Source organism: Tunturiibacter lichenicola (assembly GCF_051013355.1).
GTDB lineage: Bacteria > Acidobacteriota > Terriglobia > Terriglobales > Acidobacteriaceae > Edaphobacter > Edaphobacter lichenicola_F.
Genome location: NZ_CP132944.1, coordinates 2077240 through 2096646, shown reverse-complemented (window position 1 = coordinate 2096646; position 19407 = coordinate 2077240). Strand labels below are relative to the sequence as shown.

Below are 19407 nucleotides of genomic sequence, written 5' to 3'. Positions count from 1 at the left end.
TCAAGGGAACTCATGAACCCAGCTCCTTCAGCAAAAGTCAGTCCTGTTTTTTACAACAGATTTCTCCTGTGCATCGCTGGGTTGGGCGGCCTCCTCTATGGAATCGACATAGGCATCATCTCCGCAGCTCTCCTCTATCTGGGCAAAACAGTTGATCTGACAGTGAGTCAGACATCTGCGATCGTCGCAGCGGTACTCGGCGGCAGCATGCTCTCCTCGCTCATCGCCGGATTCTTCGCCGACTGGTTCGGTCGCAAAAAGATGGTCATTCTGAGCGGTCTGCTATTCGTATCGAGTGTCGCCCTGATCGTGCTCTCACACGGCTTTGTCCCTCTTTTACTTGGGCGGCTGCTACAAGGCTTTAGTGGGGGAGTGATTGCCGTCGTGGTCCCGCTGTATCTCGCCGAGTGTCTAAGCGCAAACACCCGAGGCAGGGGATCAGCGGTCTTTCAATTCATGCTCACCTTTGGCATCCTCGCTGCAGCCTTCACTGGCTGGTTCTACATCCATCAGGCAGAGGCGGCGATTCGAGTAGCCGCAAACGATCCTGTGCTAGTCCGGGCAGCTGAAGACCATGCCTGGCGCGGGATGTTTCTCTCTGTCATCTATCCCGGCGTCATCTTCTTTGCCGGTGCATTCTTCCTCAGCGAAACCCCGCGTTGGCTCTTCCGTCAGGGTCGAATAGAAGAGGCGAACGCCGCATTGCGCCGGGCCTCCTCCGAAGAAGAATCTCAACGAGAGATGCGCGAGATGCAGGAGCTCTCACTCGAGAACAAGCAGCAGGCAGCAACACACACAGGATCACTCCTGCAGCGTAAATATGTCGTTCCATTCGTTCTTGCATGCGTCATTCTTGCCTGCAATCAGGCCACAGGTATCAACTCAATCCTGAGCTATCTGATCGTTATCTTGAAGCAGGCAGGCATGTCTGCAACTCATGCCGCGCAAGGAGATCTCGCGGTCAAGCTGCTCAACTGCGCCATGACCATCGTCGCCATTGCACTAATCGACAAGAAGGGCAGAAAGTTTCTGCTTACTCTGGGGACGGGTGGCATCATCGTAGCACTATTGGTAATAGCCTTTTTCTTTTACGGGTTCGAATCTCATAGGCTGAACATCACCGATCAAGTGCAAAGACAAGTCCAGGAAAACGGCCTGAAACTGTCTTCGAGTGATATCAAAACCTGGTCTCCTCAAGAATCCGGCGCAAAGGCTTTGACTGTTCTCTACTCCTACGGAACCGGCGACAAGCTGGCAACCATGGTCAGCACTGATACGGAAGCGCTATCGATCACTCCCGACGCCAGATTCCCCACACAGCAACTGAACATCAAGCGCGCCTTTCTCAGCAACGTTCCTGCGGAGCGAACAGGTTGGTTCATCACATTCGGCCTCGCATTGTTTATTGCCAGCTTTTCCATCGGGCCAGGTGTTGTTGTCTGGCTCACCTTGTCTGAGTTGATGCCAACCCGCATCCGCTCTGCCGGGATGGGCATCGCGTTACTTCTCAATCAAGGAGTCTCAACACTTATCGCTGGCGTATTTCTTCCGCTGGTTTCGACGTACGGCTACTACTTGATGTTTCTGGTGTGGGCCGCCTGCACTGTGGTTTATTTCATCACTGCGGCGTTTTTCCTGCCTGAAACTAAGGGGAAGACGCTTGAAGAGATTGAGCGTCAGTTCGATCCAGCTCATGGATGATGTTTTGAACTATTGTCCGAACTCGTTGCATGCGTCTTCAAGCCCTCACTATACTCATTTTTCATGTTCATTCGAAGTCTGTGCCTTCTTGTAGGTTCTCTTTTTGCCACCTTCGCATTTGCGGCCGAGCGCGACGCAGTCTCCTACGTCAATCCCTTGATCGGCACACAGAAAAGTGCGATCGGCTATGGAGGCACAATGCCGTTTGTTACGCCGCCTTTCGGCATGACGAACTGGACGCCCCAAACGAGGCAGAACAAAATAAGCATCACTTCCTACAACTACGACGACTCGACTATCTCCGGTTTCATTGGCACGCACCAACCCGCAATCTGGATGGGCGATTACGGCTATGTGACACTCATGCCTCAAACCGGCGAACTGCGAACATCTCCCGAAGATCGCAAGCTGCCGTTCCGGCACGACAAGGAGACGTCGCGACCCGATTACTACGGCGTATTTCTCGACACTCCGGATGGCAACAAGATTCACGCTGAGATGACGGCGACAGAACGCTGTGCAATGCTGCGTTTTCACTTTCCTAAAAGCGGCGCTGCACGGGTGTTGGTAGAGGCTTCTCGACCGGGTGTTAGCGGATACGCGACTGTTGATATGCAGGACCATGAGATTACCGGTTACAATCCACATCGCATGGATGCGCACCTGGGACCTTACAAACTCCCCAACTTCAAAGGCTATTTCGTCGTTCAGTTTAAGCAGACTCCAATCGCTGCAAGGACCTATGGCATGGACGACGGCACGGCCCAGTCAAGCCGTGGAGCGTATGCGGAATTCGGAGCGGGAGAGACCGCCGATGTTCGCGTCGGGACCTCGTTTCTGAGTATCGATCAGGCCCGCTCCAATCTCGAACATGAGATGCCCGAGTGGAGCTTCGAAGCTGTAAAGCAACGATTGCAGACCGCTTGGAACGAAAAACTAAGCCGGATGCAAGTGAGTGGTGCAACAGACCAGGAAAAAACTAGACTCTATACCGCGCTCTATCATGCGCTGTTGTATCCACGAATCTTTTCGGAAGGCGGCCACTACTACAGTGCCTTCGACGATCAGGTACATGCAGGTGAGAGCTACACCGCATATTCCATATGGGACACCTTTCGCGCGGAGAACAGCCTCCTGACACTGCTTGCGCCGGAGCGAATCGACGGCATGATCACGGCCTTGCTGCAGAACTATAAAGAAGGCGGGTGGATGCCGAAGTGGCCTAACCCAAGTTACACCAACATCATGATAGGCACACACGCGGACTCGCTCGTCGCCGAGGCAGTCCGTAAGGGCTTTCACGGCTTCGATCGCGAATTGGCATGGCAAGCTGTCTACAAGGATGCAATGACTCCTCCCGATGGAGATTTAACGCGTCGTTGGCTCGATCGCGAAGAGCACACACCGTATGAGGCACGCGGAGGCCTCACGTACTACAAACAACTTGGATTTATTCCGACGGATAAAACCGACGAAGCCTCCTCACGCACGCTGGAGGACAGCTATGACGACTGGTGCGTCGCACAGGTTGCGAAGGCAGCAGGTCGTGAAGAAGATTATCGATTCTTCCTGCACCGTTCCTTAAATGATCGCCACCTCTATAACCCTGAGCTAGGCCTGATGAACGGCAAAACGTCCGACGGGAGATGGGCACCCATCGGAGGACCAAGAGACACGCCTGGCAATCGATCGGTCTCAGGTTGGACTGAGGGGGATGCGTGGGCGTACACCTGGGCGCCGCTGCACGATCAAGCTGGATTGATTCAACTGATGGGCGGAGCCGAAGCGTACGATGCCAAGCTCGATCACCACTTCACTGGCGGACACAATGTGCATCCGAACGAGCCGAGCCATCACTACGGATACCTTTACGACTTTGGTGGTCAGCCATGGAAGACACAAGCGAAGGTACGTGAGATAGCCGCAGCGGAGTATGGCTACGACGCCGGTGGTCTGGATGGTGACGACGACTGCGGCCAAATGTCAGCTTGGTTGCTGTTCACCGCAATGGGTTTCTATCCGGTGAATCCAGCCAGCGGAGAGTTCATGATCGGAAGCCCGATGTATAGCAACATGACATTGAAATTAAGCACCGGAAAGATTCTTCAAATAGAAGCAGAGAATAACTCTCCAAAAAACGTATACATCCAGTCCGCCACTCTCAACGACAAGCCGTTAGACCGTCCAGTAATCACATGGGAAGAGATTCAGGCTGGTGCAAAACTGCATTTTGTAATGGGCCCTCAACCGTCTCGTTGGGCAAGTGACTGGCGTCCTAATTTAATCTCTGACAAATAGTCCCTGGCCAACCGGCCTCAGAATTCAGTCTAGCGGGATAGCTGGTCTGTCCATTCGCGAACAGCGAAGTTGCGAATCTGGTCACTTGCGAGACGACGATTTGCGCCTCACCGTATAGAAATCAATCAGGTACGAGAATCGTGGGTTGGTCGTTTGAGTGCTTCTCTTTGAGAGGGCCACACTCTGTCTACGGAGCGAACGCTATGTCCACGCTGTTTCAGGATCTCCGCTATGCCTTGCGCCAGTTGGTCAAGAGTCCCGGCTTTACGCTGACTGCGATTATCTCGCTGACCCTCGGGATTGGGGCGACGACTGCGGTGTTCAGCATCGTTCATGCGGTGCTGATGAACCCTTACCCCTATGCGGCTCCGGACCGGATGGTCCATCTTCGACTGAGGGACAAGAGCGGGCGCGAGAATGGGTTTGGGCTAACGAGCCCGCAGTATCAGGTGATTCGGCAGTCTCCTGTGGTGGAGAGCGCGTTCATGGAAGAAGACTGGAACCTGACGGTGACAGGCCATGATCTGCCGGAGGATGTAAATGGCATATACCTGACCTCGAACAGCTTCGAGCACTTGGGCGTGCCGGCGGCTCTGGGGCGAGGGCTGATTTCGGCCGACGCAGTCGATGGGCAGGATCCGCAGCCAGTGGTAGTGCTGGGGTTCAAGTTCTGGCAGCGACACTTCAATGCGGATCCCAAGGTGTTGGGTCAGACCCTGCAGCTGGTTCGCAAGAACTACACGATTGTGGGTGTGGCAGCGCAGCGGTTTACCTGGGGGGACGGAGATGTGTACCTGCCGTTGAAGGTGACGCAGGATCCGACCAGGTCGGACTACGTGGGCCTGAGACTAAAGCCAGGCGTGACGCATCAGGCGGCGGTGGCCGCATTAACGCCAATGATCTTGCAGTTTGCGAAGGATACGCCAAAGCATTTTCCAACGGATCACTTCGAGTTCTTTCTCTCGGGGCTGAACGAAGACTTTGTGAAACAGATCGGCGGAGCGCTGTATCTTCTGTTTGGTGCAGTGGCGTTCCTTCTGTTGATTGGGTGCAGCAATGTGTCCATCTTACTGATGGCTCGCGGAACTTCGAGGCAGCACGAACTGGCGGTACGGATGGCGGTCGGAGCGACGAGAGCGCGCGTGATACGACAACTCTTAACCGAAGCATTGATCTTGTCGCTGACGGGCGCGGCACTGGGAGTGCTGCTAGCGTACAAGCTGCTCGCGGTGATTGTGTCGCTGCTGCCGCAATATTCGTTTCCGCACGAAGCCGCAATTCAGATTAATTTGCCAGTGCTGTTCTTTAGCGTGGCAGTTGCATTGCTGACGGGGGTGCTGTTTGGCTTATGGCCGGCGCTGCAGCTTTCACGCCCGGATGTGGGGCAGGTAATGCAGGCAGGAACGCGCAAGATCGCAGGAAGCATCAGCGGGAAGGCGACGAATAATCTACTGATCGGAGGCCAGATTGCGCTGACGCTGGTGATGCTGGCGGCCGCGGGCGCGGCGATTGAGGGATTTCTGAAGTTGATGCATACGTCGTTGGGGTACGACCCGCACAATGTGATGTCAGTGGGAATTCCGGTGCATGACGGGACATACAAGACGTGGGAGGCACGGTCAGCTTACTTTGAGCAACTTCGAGCGCGCGTTTCAACGGTGCCTGGAGTGAAGATGACGGCGATCTCAAGCAACGCTACGCCGCCTTCAAACGGATTTCCGACGACGGTGGAGTTTCTGGGCAAGCAGGCGCAGGATTCACAGAAGGTTCTAATCAACGTTGTGAGTCCGACTTACTTTCCGTTGTTGCGCGTTCCGAAGCTACAGGGGCGCATCTGGGACGAGACGGAAGACAGAAACGGCGCGCGTGTCACGGTGATCAATGAGACGATGGCGCGGCTTTATTTTCCAAAGGGTGATGCGGTGGGGCATTCGATGAAGATCCCGGCGCTGAAGGAGGAGCCGCCTTACTCGCTGATGGCGCCTGGCGGGGATGATTGGCTGCAGATTGTCGGTGTCGTTGGAGACAAGAAGGACGATGGGTTGATGAAGCCGGTTGCGCCGGAGGCGTTTGTACCATCCGCGCTGACGATGCGGATGTATACGCAGATTCTGGTGCGCTCGGATGTTTCGCCGCTGACGTTGTTGCATGCGATTGGAGCGCAGGTTAGCGCGGTGGATGCAGACCAACAGGTGAATGCAAATGTGCAGGATCTGGAGCATTGGATATCCGGGGAACAGTATTGGCAGCAGCAGAGACTTGTGGCGTGGTTGTTTGGCGCATTTGCAGTGCTGGCGCTGTCGCTGGCGGCGGTTGGACTATACAGCGTGGTCTCGTATACGGTGGCGCAGCGGACAGGTGAGTTCGGGATTCGGATGGCGCTGGGAGCGCAGCGGGAGCATGTGTTGCGGATCGTGTTCCAGTCGACAGTGGTGAGTGTTGCGGGCGGCATCGCCGTGGGCTTAGTACTGACGATTGCGTTGCAGCGGTTGATGGCGCATTGGGCGGAGGGAAGTTCACACGATCCGTTGATCCTGGTGTTCGTGTTACTTGTGCTGAGTGGGGTCGCGCTTATTGCGTGTGCAGTGCCGGCACGGCGCGCTTCGCTGGTCGATCCGGTGACGGCGCTACGCAACTAACCCTGCTCTGGCGGACAGCGTTGGCCGGCGGATGTCGGCTGATTTGCCTTGAAATGGCCGATCCTTTTTGCGCTTTTTTGCTCAAATCCCTTGATCCCACACCGGAGCGCGTTGACCGGAGTTGTACTGATCTCCACGAAGGTGTAGAGTTGCGTGCATTCAGTCGCCTTCCGGCCCCCTCTCCCCGATATCTTTAGGCTCCCAATTCAAGGCGAATGAGCCCCACGCTTTCTATTTCTATACGAGGAGATCTGCCATGTCCGTTATTCAAGTAGGACTTGTTGACACAACTGGAAGCATTGACCCTGAGTTGGTGCAGTCCGTAGCAGCCGCTTTGAACATTCAGGTCACGCGGGATCTGCCGCAGTTCTGGCCTGTAACTGCCACAGTGATCTATCTGCCGAATCCAAAGAAACTACCAGCCGGCGTCTGGCCCGTGCAGCTGGTGAAGAGCCTGCCACCCGGCGAAGGCGGCTTCCACATGGACAAGCACAAACAGCCATACGCGAAGGTGATCGCCAGCCCCGATAACGAAGGCTGGACGGTTGCCGCAAGCCACGAAACCCTGGAGATGCTGGTCGATCCGTACGGAAACCGTATCCAGTCTTCGGTCGCGATTGAAATAGTCGGTGGCAAGATACAAGACGGGGAGGGACAGTTCGGATATCTTGTCGAAGCTTGCGATCCGCCAGAGGACGACAAGTATGCGTACTCCATCAACGGTGTGCCGGTGTCGGACTTTATTACGCCGCACTTCTACGATCCCCTTGTGACTCCGGGAACGCGTTACAGCTTTACGGGCGCGATTACGGGACCGCGGCAGGTGTTGCCCGGAGGGTATATCTCCTGGATCAATGCTGTGGCGGACGAGTGGCAGCAGCTACAGTACATCGATCCGAGCCAGCCGCCAACGATCGTCAATCTAGGCCAGGCGAACGCTAACAAGAGCGTGCGCGAATGGATCGACTCGATTACGCCGTCGAAGGATCTGAAGACGACGCAGCACCTTTCAAAGAGCCCATCGAACAAGGACCTTCAGGAGTATGGCAAAAAACGCAGGGCTGCGTTGGATCGTGTCGCGGTGGCCAGAGCTGCTTTCTACAAGTAGGGACGAGCAGTTCGAAGCATAAATCTCCACGGCATGTTCGGTCGGATTGACACATGGGGTGCGGCTTCCGCCGTGCCCCATCTTGTACGTGCTCGGTTTTGTGCGAGAAATAGAGAATTCGGCGTACCCTTTAAATGAAGCGGAGGTTTTGGGGCATGGGTTCCACGGAGACTTCGGTAGGGTTGCGTTTGAGTGAGTTGGCGCCGCGCCTGGTGCAATCAGAGATTCGCGCGATGACGATGGAGTGCGACCGGATGGGTGGAGTAAATCTGGCGCAGGGCGTGTGCGATACCGAGGTTCCCGAGGTGGTGGCCGAGGGGGCGATTCGTGCGATACGGGATGGGCTGAATATCTACACGCGCCTCGACGGAATTGCGCGTCTGCGTAAGGCGATTGCGGGGAAGGCAGAGCGAACGCTGGGAATCACTGTCGATCCAGAGCGCGAGGTGCTGGTCACGAGCGGAGCTACGGGGGCCTTTCAGGCAGCGGCGATGGCGCTGTTGAATCCCGGCGACGAAGTGCTGGTGTTTGAGCCGTTCTATGGGTATCACGTCGGCACACTGAACTCCCTGCGGGTCCGTGCGGTGCCGGTGGCGCTGATTGAGCCTGATTGGGACCTGGATCTGGCGGCAGTAAAGGCGGCGATCACGCCGAAGACGCGGGCGATGGTGATCAATACGCCGTCCAATCCGGCGGGCAAGGTGTTCACGCTGAGCGAGCTGGAGGGGTTGGCGAAGATCGCGGAGGAGTTCGATCTGTTCGTGTTTACAGATGAGATCTATGAGCACTTCATCTACGAGGGGGCGAAGCACGTTAGTCCAATGACCATTCCGGGGATGCGGGAGCGGACGATTTTGATGTCCGGGTTCTCGAAGACGTTTTCAGTGACGGGGTGGAGGGTCGGGTATCTGGTTGCCGATGCAAAGTGGGTGGGTTCGATTGGGTACTTTCATGATCTGACGTATGTGTGTGCGCCGGCTCCGATGCAGCAAGGGTGTGCAGATGGCGTTGAAAAGCTGGGAACGGACTTTTACGAGGGGCTGGCTCGAGAGCACGAGGTGAAGCGCACGATGATCGTAGATGCGTTACGGGATGCGCGCATGGATCCGCATGTGCCGGATGGAGCCTACTACGTACTGGCTTCGGCGAAGAATCTGGAAGGAGCTACGGCGGCCGAGAAGGCGAGGTCGTTGCTGGCGAAGACTGGTGTGGCTTCGGTGGCGGGGTCGGCTTTTTTCAGGCCCGGCAAGGGCGAGAATCTCCTGCGATTCTGTTTTGCGAAGAGGGACAGGGATCTGGCGGAGGCATGCAGGCGGCTCCGGGCTCTGAGATAGAGTTCGGCTGGTTCGCAGGGCTGTAAAATATGAGATGGTATGACGTCTTTTTCTGAAGTAACGCGGATTGAAGCTGCAATCAAGAACAAAAACTCAAAAGAGTTGGAGTGGTCGCTCTGGTACTGCCGAATGCGGCTGGCAGTGCCGTCTGCACTGCCGGGCGACGTGAAGTACTGGCGTGGGATTGAGGTGCTGGTCAAAGAGGCGCTTGCTCCTCCGGTGGCGGCGAAGGTCTATCCGGCAAAGAAGAAGAAGCCGAATCGAGGGTTAGGGCTCGGACCGGTGGACAAAGAGCAGGCGCCGGCTGAGGATTAGGGCTCGGTTTTTGTTGGCTCGACTCGCGTGGTTGGTTACGTCTCTGTAAAATATCGAGTGCAGTAGAGGAGAACGTATGGCATCAGCAATGGCAGGGATTGAGGCGTTGAAGGGGACACACCAGCAGTTACGGTCGCGGATGGAGAGCTCGGTCGACGACTTTCGCGGGCATCTGCTGTCGGCGCGAACCGGACGGGCGAATGTGCACATGCTCGACCAGATCAAGGTCGATTACTACGGTACGGATACTCCGGTGGCGCAGATGGGCCAGGTGAGTACGCCGGAGCCCACTCTGATTCTGGTGCAGCCCTACGATATGGCGATGGTTTCGGCGATCGAGAAGGCGATTCGAACCTCGGGAACGGGGTTGAATCCGATGACCGATGGGAAGGTGATTCGCGTGCCCGTGCCCCCGATGACCGAGGAGCGTCGCAAAGATGTGGTGAAGCAGCTCAATAAGACGCTCGAGGATCATAAGACGGCAATTCGGAATATTCGGCGCGATGGCAACGATCAGATCAAGAAGGCCGCGAAGGATAAGCTGATCTCGGCCGATGATGAGAAGCGAGCCAACGAAGAGGTCCAGCAGCTAACCGATGTCGAGATCAAGCGGATCGAGGACCTGTTCAAGGCAAAGGAAAAAGAGATCATGACCGTCTGATCCTTACGTTGGGAACAGGATTACGAGAGGTCTTCATCGATTGCGATGAGGGCCTTTTTTGTCGGGCTGAATGTCAGGTATTGAATCGGAGTCGGGATTGTTCGGCTCGGGTCGTCGTTCGCCACGACATTTTAAGAAGATTCGCACCTTGCACAGGGCGCAGATCCAGGGGAAGTAGCCGAACAAGGGGTAGACATGCCTTTCAAGAAGGCCCACGCGTCTTGTTCGGGCTAGCTCTCCGCCGCGGTTGCAGGTGGGGCATAGCATGATGCCTCCGATAAATTTGGCCCGGGAATAGGCTCAGACTACGCATAGTGCGTGGTGATGACAAGGATTGGGAGCATTTTGCTGGAGTTTCTACGGGGCGGGGCGTACGAGGCTAGGTGCGCTTGCGTCTCATGTCTTCGCGGAATGTGCCGATAAACGATGCACGAGATCGCTGGCTGGAGTTGGACCATGGAAGAGATCGAAGACCATCAAGACCATCAAGACTACGAGGCTGAGGACCAGGAGAATCATGAGGAACGGCGTCGGCCTGCTCCGCAGGGTGTTGTAGAGCGGCGGCAGCATACGCGGTACTCCGTCGACGCGTGGGCAGAGGTGATGGTGAAGGATGGGACGATGCTCTTCCGTGGGCGCGTGCTGGATGTCAGCCAGGGAGGGTGCTACATCGAGACCGAGGCACGACTGAGGTTGGCTCCGGGGACGCCGGTCGAGATCATCTTTCGGACGCACGATCGGGTGTTCCAGTGCGAAGGGACGAGCAGAATGGTGAGGACTCGGGGAGCAGGCTTTCTGTTTGAGAGTATGAGCGCGAGGGTGCGCGTGGGGTTGGAGGGCTTGATTCGGGAGCTGAGCGAGACGGTAGAGGTGCCGCAGTTGGGCGATTAGAGGGCACTCTCGACTGCGAAATCGAGGAGAGCGAGCTCTGCGACGGTCAGCTTCTCCGAATCCCGATTCTGGTGGGCGATACCTACGTGGTGTGGTCGATGATGATCTTCCAGCCCTTATCTGTTTTTTCAAAGACGAGGGAAAAAAGTCCTCCCGCGTTACCGCCATCCTTTTTGCCGCGGTCGAGGCGGTATTTACCGATAACGACGGCGAAGTTCTCGTCAAGGCTGCGGACCTCGAGATCAGAGAAAGACAGGGTTCCCATCGCGGCGCGGGTAGGGTAGTCGCGCTTGTACTGGTCGATTAGCCCGGCATAGCCACGTGAGACCTGGTGAGTGATAAAGAGGGTGTCGGGGGCGTCCTTGTAGCTGCTGGCAAAGGTCCCGATGTCGCCTTTGTTCCACGCGTCCTCTTGCGCAAGCAGAACCTTGATGACGTCCAGCTCTTGACGAGAGGCGGTATGCAGGGGATTGGTATCTTGCGCGGGGAGCATCACGGGTGCAAGGAGAACAAGGACGATGATAGCAAGGCGGAGAGGAGAACGAAGCAACATGAGAGGCCTCAAAGTAGATAGATGCTCTTCTGCGTCGGGTTGGGTAGCTGTCTCATAGGACGGGTTCGAGCAGGGATTTGGATTGATGGTAGACGATGGTCGTGGGAGATGGAGGTGAGTCGGTCTTCATACGGTAACTGTCTGGGCACCTTCGTACCATGAAAAGCCGCAAAAAAGTAAATTCGGCGAGATGGCCAGCTGCATCGATAATGCTTATCGCCCTTTGGTCGCTGGGCTTGATGTCCACGATGCCTATGCCGGCGGCGATCCAAATAACACGGACAAAACCACGACTGCCCACATTTTTTTGGACACCTCAGGGGACAACTGCTACAACAAAAGCGGGACTGAGATGCGCCGAATTTGTGTCGACATGGATGAAGTGATGGCAGATGCTCTTGGCGAGCACCTGTTGCGCTACAACAAGCACTTTGGCGAGAAGATCACGCTCAAAGATCTGCAGGGAAAGTGGCTGTGGGATGTGGTGTCTACCGATCGCCACGCGGTTCTCGATGCCTACTTGCGATCAGAGGACTTCTTTGAAGTACTGGCGGTCATGCCGGAGTCCCAGCGTGTGCTGCATCGACTCCAGATGAACTATGAGGTCTTCATCGCGACGGCGGCGATGGAAGTTCCAACCTCATTTCAGGCAAAGTACCGTTGGCTCGCAAAGCACTTCCCCTTCATTCCCGCCTCGCACATCGTCTACTGCGGCGACAAGAGCATCCTGCGCGCGGACTACCTCATCGATGACAATCCGCGCCAGTTGCGGCGTTTCAAGGGCGAAGGCATCCTCTACAACGCTCCGCACAACGCCGGCGTGAAGGGCTACAAGCGGGTCAACGACTGGCTCGAAGTGGAGCAGCTCTTTTTGTCGTAGTGACGCGCCCGCCACTAACTGTATAGGTTCGATTCAAATCGTTGGAGCGCAGCATCGGACCACGCATGGCTCGATTTGCGCCACGTGTCGCCCTGCTCAGCAATAAAATTTGGAAAGTCCATCCGGGAATAACCACACCGCGCCTGGAAGTCGAAGAGCGCCTGTGCGGTGCCGTCGAGATAAAGCACAGCCTGCAGCCCATCCCGAGACCACTCCACCGAAGCAATCCTCTGCGGCTCCGGCCGTTGGTTCTCAGCGTCGCTCTTGGCCAGTGCAGCGACGTTGTAGATAAGCATTGCATCGAGAATGCTGTGTTCATGCACCTCCTGCGAACGATCGCAAGCGTAAAAGTAACCGGCAACACCTTCATCTTCAAAGACGACTGTCCACGGCACAGCGGTTGAGTTCGATGAGAGGAAGGCTCGGCCTGGGATAAAGGAAAGCGACTGCATACCTCTCACGATACACTCGAAGATGCCGCTTTCCATCAACGTGGCACACCAGGATTTGCGGAAAAGATTCGTGGAAAACCGTATCTCCACTGTGGCCAGACAACACAAGCGGTACGAGAATAAATGAAGGATAAAGGCCAGCCATCTACGGAATGAAGCTTCCCCGCATCAAGATCGGACGACCACAGCAACTGGCCGCGCTCCTGCTGCTGGTTTTTCTCGCGGAGTGTCTCTGGGTGGTGAGCCGACAGCAGCTCTCGCAGCAGGACTATCGATACGCCGAGTGTGGACGCGAGATGTGGGAGCGTCCCTCGCCGCTGGCAGGCTACTTCACAACCTGCGGCAACCTGAATGGTGACGGCACCTTTGCCTATCGCATCGCTGGGCTTCCACTCACCATGCAGCGGCTCGCAATGCTCGGCGCGGACACGCTCCGCAAGCCGGAGAATCGCCTCTACGCAGAAGGCTCGCTCAACGGTTCGACGTGGGAGGCGCGGCACGAGCTCTTCAGCGTGAAATACCTCCTGCACATACCCTTTATCTTCTTCGCTGTCTGGCTCGGAGGCGGCCTCTGGTGGGTCTCACGTCGTCTCTTTGGCAACGAAGGCGGCTTCTTCGCACTAGGGCTCTACTGTTTTTGTCCGGCAATCGTGCGTTACGCGGTCACACCAAACAATGAAGTGCTCGCGATGTGGGGACTCTACGGTCTCGTGTACACAGCGATGGGCGTTGCCCACGCGATGCAGGGGCCGCGTCGCAGGTGGAGGCCACGCATTGCACTCCTGACCCTCGCGCTGGGATTGACGGCTGCGGCACATCTGCTCGCGGCGATGGTTGGCTTTGCGCTGGCTGTGGTCTGGATGCTGTATCTGGCAGAGCGCCGGCGCAGTTACGTCATGCAGATTCTGGTCTTCTCGGCAGTGGGCGCGCTCGCGATCCTGTTCGCGTTTTATGCGTTGCGCCTGGCGCCGTTCAGCTACGTATTTACCGGAGGTGGTGCCCGCGCGTGGTTCGCCCTCGACGGTGCCCGGCACTTCTTTCTCAATATCGCGAACGCACCAATAGCCGTCGCGACTCTCGTGGCTCTGCTGCTGTATATCGCGATCCCGCGTTGCCGATACTTCGGCAATACAGCCCCACTCGCAATGGCTTTATTGTTGTTTCCTCTTGTTACGACGCAGACGGTCTCTCAGCCATGGCTCTGGGCACTGCCGTTTCTCTTTACCTTTGTAGGCGGAGTATTTGCCGACGTATTGGAGATGCAACAGCGGAAGATGTTTCTCGCCCTCACGGGAGCAATCCTTCTGACTCAGGCGCTTCTCTGCCTCACCCTGCTGCCAGACATCGCAAAGTAAAGGTCTCACTCTCTCGAAGTGATCGGCATTCAGGTCGCCACTGGGTTGGTCATGCGACTTTGCATTGATTTAACCCGAGATACTGGATAATAGATCCGCACCCCGAAAACGGTCGTACCTGAAGGATGGTCTGTTCGTGATGATGAAAGTCTCTCTCCGCTCCGCCGGCACTGCATTTGCGCTCACCATTTTGTTGCTCACAAATGGATGCCATCGTCACCGCAAGTCGAAGTCTGCGCCAAATACGACCGCTTATTCAGACAACTTGCACGAGTTGGTGCAGAAGAAGGCCCTCCCCCCGGAGAAGGTTGACACGACGAAGGTGCCGAACCTCCGCTGGCCGAACTTCTCGGACTACCAGACAATCGTGGCGACCTTTTACGATGATCGCAACTACGAAGTAGCATGGACACGCGACGGCGCACCAACTGCGTCAGCGACTGCTTTCATCGAGCAGTTTCGTAATGCTGGCGCGAAGGGATTGATCCCCGAGGACTACGACGCGCCACGCTGGGCCGACAGGGTTCAGGCGCTCAACAGCAAATCGGCGGACGCGATCTCGCTCTTCGACGTCGCAATGACGGTGAACGTGATGCGATACATCTCTGACCTGCGTATCGGAAGGGTGAATCCATCACACTTCAACTTCGAAGTTCCTGTGCAGGACAAAAAATACGACTTGGCCGAGTTTGTCTCCGACAACGCCGTAGACGCAACCGATGTCCCCAAGCTGATCGTAGGCGTCGAGCCCGATTCAGTGGAGTACCGAAAGACCGAGGCCGCACTTGCCCACTACCTCGACCTCGCCAAACAGGAGGAGCAGGCACAGGCCGAGCCTCTGCCGACGGTAGCTAAGCCAGTGTCCGTAGGCGGCGCTTATCCGGCGGCTGGCGCTCTGCTGGCGCGGTTGCAGTTAGAAGGCGACGCGGAACCCGGATCTGTACCGTCCACCGCAACGGCCAGCACAGTCTTTGATTCCACTCTGTCCGACGCCGTCAAACACTACCAGCACCGCCACGGCTTTACAGAGGACGGTAAGCTGACGCCGCAAACAATCAACTCGTTGAACGTCCCGATGACCTACCGTGTAACCCAGTTGCAGGATTCGCTGGAGCGCTGGCGCTGGCTGCCAGACCCCTACCTGCATGCACGTCTGATGGTAAACCTCCCGGAGTTCGTCCTGCGTGGCTTTGACCCCGATCACAAGCTCGACTTCACCATGCGCGTCGTCGTCGGCAAAGTGATGGGACAGCATGAGACGCCAGTGTTTACCCACATGATGAAGTACCTCGTCTTCCGTCCGTATTGGAGTGTACCGGCCGATATTGCACGCAAAGAGCTCGTGCCGCATATGGAAGCGAGCCATGGATACCTCGCAAGCAAAAACTTCGAAGTCACCAACAACAAGGGTATGGTGCTCACCGACTACACAGCCAAGCAGGTCGCGCAGGGCGCCGTGATGGTGCGCGAAAAGCCGGGCCCGAAGAACTCCCTCGGCCTCGTAAAGTTCATCTTCCCCAACCAATACGACATCTATCTGCACTCGACGCCAGCAGTCTCGCTGTTCGAGCAGACACGTCGCGACTTCAGTCACGGCTGCATCCGTGTGCAGAAACCAGCCGACCTTGCGGCCTGGGTGCTACAGGGACAAGGCGGCGACTGGGATCTAGATAAGGTACACGCTGCAATGAATAGCGGGACCGACAACAGGACCGTCAGCCTGAAGACACCGCTGCCAATCGTCATCTTCTACCTGACAGCGATCGTCGTCGATGACAACGAGGTCCACTTCTTCGACGACATCTACGGTTATGATTCGGAGATGCAAAAGGTCTTCGCCAAAGGCCCTCCGTACCCCATCAAGCCCACGCCCATCGAACCGAAGACCAAGCCGGGCGATACGGTTTGAGGTAGTTGTAAACTACTGTCCTGAAAACAGGAGCTGACGATGGCAACTGCTAACGAAGATCCCAGGGTGGACGCCTACATCAACAAGGCAAAACCCTTTGCGCAACCGATCATGCGGCACCTGCGTGCGCTGGTGCACAAAGGCTGCCCCAATATTCAAGAGACGATCAAATGGAGCCGTCCGTTCTTCGAGTATCGTGGGACGATCCTGGGCAACATGTCGGCCTTCAAGGAGCATTGCAGCTTTGGCTTCTGGGGTGAAGAGATTGGAGCCGTCCTTCGCGAGGCCGGCGTGGTGCAGGATGGCGGGATGGGCTCGTTAGGCCGCATCACCACTGTCAAGGATCTTCCCTCCGACAAGGCACTCCTCGGATTTATTCGCACATCTACCGGTTTTATCGACCGAGGCGAGCACACCAGTCCGATTGCTGCAAGACACAAGGTCGTAAAAGCTCCAAAGGCAGCCGTCGAGACACCCGATGAGTTATCCGCCGCACTGAAGAAGAATAAAAAAGCAGCGACGGTCTTCGCAGCCTTCAGTCCGAGCTGCAAACGCGAATACGTCGAATGGATCGCCGATGCCAAACGGCAGGAGACGCGAGACAAACGCATCGCGACTGCACTTGAATGGATCGCCGAGGGCAAGCAACGCAACTGGAAGTATCAGAGCTGCTAAGGCGTTGAGGTCATCTTCGCTGGCGAAGCGCTAAGTCGGCGCGCATAGTCGAGGAAAACCAGCGCCGCGGGTGAGTAACCGCTCGGATCCGCTTGCGTAAACTCACCGGTCAACGGATCCATCTGCTGGCGAAACTCCGTATGCCGCATGATCGCCTCGCACCACTGCTGCATCATGTGGTTCATCTCTGCCTGCTTTCCGTAGTAGGGCATCCATCGCGGAGCCCGCAGCGCGGTCAGCGCCTGGCTCGCACCGCCCCAACTGTTGCGCGGAATCGGCCTCACAAAAGTCGGATCGTCCATCGCAACCGATGTCAGCGGATACGGCGCCCAGAAGGCCTTTGGGTTATGGAGCTGCCGCGTCCATACCGCGTCGACAATGGCCTTATCCTTCACCGGATTTAGCACGTGCTCGCCAAAGACGCGGCTGTTCACATCCGAGCGCACGCGAACAAAGTTGTTCTGCGCATCGAGATCGTAGAAGGCGGCATCCTTCGGGTCATAAAGTCGATCGATGATAAGGTGACGAATCGTCTCAGCATCGGCACGCCAGCGATCGGCCTCACCGGGCTTGCCGAGCGCCGTCGCCATATGGCTCAGCGCGATACGCCCTCCGTACACTGTCGCCGAAAGATCAGGACACAGCCGCGGCATGGTCGCGATCTGCGGGCAATTGCGCGCGTCAGCGCTGGGGCATTGGTTGGGAATGCCGGTCCAGCGCGGGCTGTTATCGTGGCCCGTGTCATAAGTGCAAAATCCCTCCACCAATCCAGTCTTACGCGTGTCGCGAAACTCACGAAGCCAGGCATCCCACCGGCTGCAAGCCGCGTACGCGGTGACCAGCAACTCGTCGTCGTCGGTCAACTGAGACAGCTCCCAAGCCGTGGCGGCAATCGGAACGACCATCTGTATCTGACCATAGCCGACGTCAGACATCTTGATCGCCGCCGGCAGTTGACCCGCAGATTCATGGCCCACGGGGCGCTGCAAAGCAAAGAACGCCATATGGTTGTTGCGCGCGATCTGCAAAGACGACGGCGAACCGTCCTGCGCAACGACGCAGCTCGCAAGCGTGCCGTAGACCAGCCCCTCATGTGGCCCGCACTCCAGCCAGATGCCGGGATAGACACTGCCCTCCACCAGCACCGGACGCTCAAACTTCGGAACAGTTTTTACATTCCCCGCGAGCACCGCCAGAGCCGCATCCCAGGTTCGCTGCCACGAGGGGTCCGCCCGCTCACCTCCCGGAAACGCTGGCCGTACCGGAGTTGCAGGCTTCGTCTGACCATGCACCTCGGCCCCCATAGGCAGAAGCGCCGCACCACTGGCCAGTGCGGTCAGCTTCAAGAAATCTCTTCTGTCTCTCGTCCCGACGCAGCGCCGCATGGAGTGCTCTTTCTGCCGCATGATGTCTTTGAGTTTAGCTCGACACGCCGCAGGCTATAGACTGGCAACGATGTCTTCTTTCAACGGGTCAGAAGTGGTGGACGACAATCTGATACAGGCAGTCGATCCAGCGGACACGGAGCTCGACTCCGCTCTCTTCCGGCGCAAGCTGATGAGCTGGTACCGCAGCCATGCCCGCGAACTTCCCTGGCGCAACGTCAACGATCCCTACCGCACCTGGGTCTCTGAAGTCATGCTCCAGCAGACTCGCGTAGCGGCCGTCATCGAGCACTACCACGACTTCCTCCGCCGCTTCCCAACCGTCCTCGCCCTGGCTCTAGCACCCGAAGCCGATGTGCTCGCCGCATGGTCGGGCCTCGGCTACTACCGACGTGCGCGCATGCTGCACAAGGCCGCGCAGTTCATTACGAGTGAGCGCAGCGGCATCCTGCCCGCGACAGCCGCGGAACTACGCACCTTACCAGGCATCGGCGAATACACCAGTGCAGCCATCGCCAGCATCGCCTTCGGAGAAAGCATCGCCGTGGTCGACGGCAACGTCGAGCGCGTCCTCCTCCGTCTCACCGGCCGTCCCGAAGAGGGCAACGCCGCAGGTCGTGCCTTCGTCCAGCAACAGGCCAGCGCTCTGGTTCCCAGGCGTCGCATCAGCGAAGGAACGAACGCCGCCGGCGATCACAATCAGGCCATGATGGAGTTGGGCGCAACGATCTGCCTGCCGAAGGCCCCCCTCTGTCTGCACTGTCCGGTGTTTTCAATGTGCCTGACGCGAGGAGAACATCTCACGCCACCTCGAGCCGCCCAGCTCAGCCGCCCCGCCGCATATCTGCTGAGCCTGCGCAAGCGCGGCACATTAACCGAGGTACTACTGGAACTCCGCGCCGCAGACGCCAGCCTTATGCCTGGAATGTACGAGCTCCCCCCACTGCCGCAAGACGCTGTCCAGGGCCGAGAGCCGCTCCTGCGACTGCGTCACTCGATCACGAACACGAACTACTACGTACAAATCTATGCTGCGAGTGGCCCCGAGGACAGGGGTCTGCGCCGTGCAATCCCCGCAGCAAAAGGTGATCTCCACTGGATCCAGACCAATCGCCTCGGCCTCATGCCGTTGACCGGGTTGACGCGCAAAGCCCTGCAGCGTCTCGATGTCATGAAAGTGAACCTGCCTAAGCTGCCGAACGCGAATAACATCTCGCGAATCGCTTAGCCTGAAAATTGCAACATATATCA

Annotated in this window: 16 protein-coding genes; 13 read left to right on the top strand and 3 right to left on the bottom strand. The window is 57.1% G+C overall.

Annotated elements, in window-relative coordinates; translation table 11 throughout:
- Positions 1-12 precede the first annotated feature (12 nt).
- From RBB82_RS08995 to RBB82_RS08960, 8 genes are all read left to right on the top strand, one after another.
- On the top strand, positions 13-1701 hold the full coding sequence (locus tag RBB82_RS08995) for an MFS transporter (protein ID WP_433974786.1): 1689 nt from the start codon (positions 13-15) through the stop codon (positions 1699-1701).
- A gap of 63 nt (positions 1702-1764) precedes the next feature.
- Complete coding sequence (locus tag RBB82_RS08990) at positions 1765-3999, top strand: GH92 family glycosyl hydrolase (protein ID WP_433974785.1); 2235 nt, start codon at positions 1765-1767, stop codon at positions 3997-3999.
- A 203-nt stretch (positions 4000-4202) separates the two neighbouring features.
- On the top strand, positions 4203-6638 hold the full coding sequence (locus RBB82_RS08985; RefSeq protein WP_433974784.1) for an ABC transporter permease: 2436 nt from the start codon (positions 4203-4205) through the stop codon (positions 6636-6638).
- Positions 6639-6894: 256 nt separating this feature from the next.
- Positions 6895-7746 (top strand): hypothetical protein, encoded by an 852-nt coding sequence (locus tag RBB82_RS08980; RefSeq protein ID WP_433974783.1) that lies wholly within the window; start codon positions 6895-6897, stop codon positions 7744-7746.
- A 155-nt stretch (positions 7747-7901) separates the two neighbouring features.
- Positions 7902-9080, top strand: a complete 1179-nt coding sequence (locus RBB82_RS08975; protein WP_433974782.1) for an aminotransferase class I/II-fold pyridoxal phosphate-dependent enzyme — start codon at positions 7902-7904, stop codon at positions 9078-9080.
- Between the two features lie 39 nt (positions 9081-9119).
- Entirely contained in the window at positions 9120-9395 is a 276-nt protein-coding gene (locus RBB82_RS08970) for a hypothetical protein (protein ID WP_433974781.1), read from the top strand.
- Positions 9396-9471: 76 nt separating this feature from the next.
- The gene (gene frr / locus RBB82_RS08965) at positions 9472-10056 is read left to right on the top strand and encodes a ribosome recycling factor (protein WP_433974780.1); all 585 of its coding nucleotides are present in this window, start codon (positions 9472-9474) and stop codon (positions 10054-10056) included.
- Positions 10057-10512: 456 nt separating this feature from the next.
- Positions 10513-10947: a PilZ domain-containing protein gene (locus RBB82_RS08960; RefSeq protein ID WP_433974779.1), complete on the top strand. Its 435-nt coding sequence runs from the start codon at positions 10513-10515 to the stop codon at positions 10945-10947.
- A gap of 82 nt (positions 10948-11029) precedes the next feature.
- Here the strand turns inward: RBB82_RS08960 and RBB82_RS08955 are convergent, their stop codons facing one another.
- Positions 11030-11500 (bottom strand): YybH family protein, encoded by a 471-nt coding sequence (locus RBB82_RS08955; RefSeq protein WP_433974778.1) that lies wholly within the window; start codon positions 11498-11500, stop codon positions 11030-11032.
- Positions 11501-11690: 190 nt separating this feature from the next.
- Between RBB82_RS08955 and RBB82_RS08950 the strand changes: the two genes are divergently transcribed.
- Positions 11691-12380: a 5' nucleotidase, NT5C type gene (locus tag RBB82_RS08950; protein WP_433974777.1), complete on the top strand. Its 690-nt coding sequence runs from the start codon at positions 11691-11693 to the stop codon at positions 12378-12380.
- Between the two features lie 14 nt (positions 12381-12394).
- Here RBB82_RS08950 and RBB82_RS08945 read toward each other — a convergent pair whose 3' ends face one another.
- A complete protein-coding gene (locus tag RBB82_RS08945) occupies positions 12395-12832 on the bottom strand; it encodes a DUF2251 domain-containing protein (RefSeq protein WP_433974775.1) in 438 nt (145 codons plus the stop codon).
- Positions 12833-12984: 152 nt separating this feature from the next.
- Here RBB82_RS08945 and RBB82_RS08940 point away from each other — a divergent pair, with 152 nt between their 5' ends.
- The 3 genes from RBB82_RS08940 to RBB82_RS08930 all read left to right on the top strand — a co-directional run bounded on the left by RBB82_RS08940 (position 12985) and on the right by RBB82_RS08930 (position 16771).
- Entirely contained in the window at positions 12985-14187 is a 1203-nt protein-coding gene (locus RBB82_RS08940) for a hypothetical protein (RefSeq protein ID WP_433974774.1), read from the top strand.
- Positions 14188-14326: 139 nt separating this feature from the next.
- Positions 14327-16096: a L,D-transpeptidase family protein gene (locus RBB82_RS08935; protein WP_433974773.1), complete on the top strand. Its 1770-nt coding sequence runs from the start codon at positions 14327-14329 to the stop codon at positions 16094-16096.
- Positions 16097-16135: 39 nt separating this feature from the next.
- Complete coding sequence (locus tag RBB82_RS08930) at positions 16136-16771, top strand: YdeI/OmpD-associated family protein (protein ID WP_433974772.1); 636 nt, start codon at positions 16136-16138, stop codon at positions 16769-16771.
- Here RBB82_RS08930 and RBB82_RS08925 read toward each other — a convergent pair.
- On the bottom strand, positions 16768-18117 hold the full coding sequence (locus RBB82_RS08925) for an MGH1-like glycoside hydrolase domain-containing protein (RefSeq protein WP_433974771.1): 1350 nt from the start codon (positions 18115-18117) through the stop codon (positions 16768-16770). The two genes, RBB82_RS08930 and RBB82_RS08925, sit on opposite strands and share 4 nt — an antisense overlap.
- A 109-nt stretch (positions 18118-18226) precedes the next feature.
- On the opposite strand from RBB82_RS08925, the gene RBB82_RS08920 reads away from it, so the two are divergent.
- Positions 18227-19384 carry an A/G-specific adenine glycosylase gene (locus RBB82_RS08920; RefSeq protein ID WP_433974770.1) on the top strand — a complete coding sequence of 386 codons (1158 nt, stop codon included), beginning with the start codon at positions 18227-18229 and terminating at the stop codon, positions 19382-19384.
- The last annotated feature ends 23 nt before the right edge of the window (positions 19385-19407 follow it).

Bases quoted from the DNA above. Each gene is read 5' to 3' on its own strand.
- RBB82_RS08980 (WP_433974783.1), top strand. From the start codon at position 6,895: ATGTCCGTTATTCAAGTAGGACTTGTTGACACAACTGGAAGCATTGAC.
- RBB82_RS08940 (WP_433974774.1), top strand. From the start codon at position 12,985: ATGAAGCTTCCCCGCATCAAGATCGGACGACCACAGCAACTGGCCGCG.
- RBB82_RS08955 (WP_433974778.1), bottom strand. From the start codon at position 11,500: ATGTTGCTTCGTTCTCCTCTCCGCCTTGCTATCATCGTCCTTGTTCTC.
- frr (WP_433974780.1), top strand. From the start codon at position 9,472: ATGGCATCAGCAATGGCAGGGATTGAGGCGTTGAAGGGGACACACCAG.
- RBB82_RS08920 (WP_433974770.1), top strand. From the start codon at position 18,227: ATGTCTTCTTTCAACGGGTCAGAAGTGGTGGACGACAATCTGATACAG.
- RBB82_RS08990 (WP_433974785.1), top strand. From the start codon at position 1,765: ATGTTCATTCGAAGTCTGTGCCTTCTTGTAGGTTCTCTTTTTGCCACC.
- RBB82_RS08985 (WP_433974784.1), top strand. From the start codon at position 4,203: ATGTCCACGCTGTTTCAGGATCTCCGCTATGCCTTGCGCCAGTTGGTC.
- RBB82_RS08975 (WP_433974782.1), top strand. From the start codon at position 7,902: ATGGGTTCCACGGAGACTTCGGTAGGGTTGCGTTTGAGTGAGTTGGCG.
- RBB82_RS08970 (WP_433974781.1), top strand. From the start codon at position 9,120: ATGACGTCTTTTTCTGAAGTAACGCGGATTGAAGCTGCAATCAAGAAC.
- RBB82_RS08935 (WP_433974773.1), top strand. From the start codon at position 14,327: ATGATGAAAGTCTCTCTCCGCTCCGCCGGCACTGCATTTGCGCTCACC.
- RBB82_RS08960 (WP_433974779.1), top strand. From the start codon at position 10,513: ATGGAAGAGATCGAAGACCATCAAGACCATCAAGACTACGAGGCTGAG.
- RBB82_RS08995 (WP_433974786.1), top strand. From the start codon at position 13: ATGAACCCAGCTCCTTCAGCAAAAGTCAGTCCTGTTTTTTACAACAGA.
- RBB82_RS08930 (WP_433974772.1), top strand. From the start codon at position 16,136: ATGGCAACTGCTAACGAAGATCCCAGGGTGGACGCCTACATCAACAAG.
- RBB82_RS08945 (WP_433974775.1), bottom strand. From the start codon at position 12,832: ATGCAGTCGCTTTCCTTTATCCCAGGCCGAGCCTTCCTCTCATCGAAC.
- RBB82_RS08950 (WP_433974777.1), top strand. From the start codon at position 11,691: ATGGCCAGCTGCATCGATAATGCTTATCGCCCTTTGGTCGCTGGGCTT.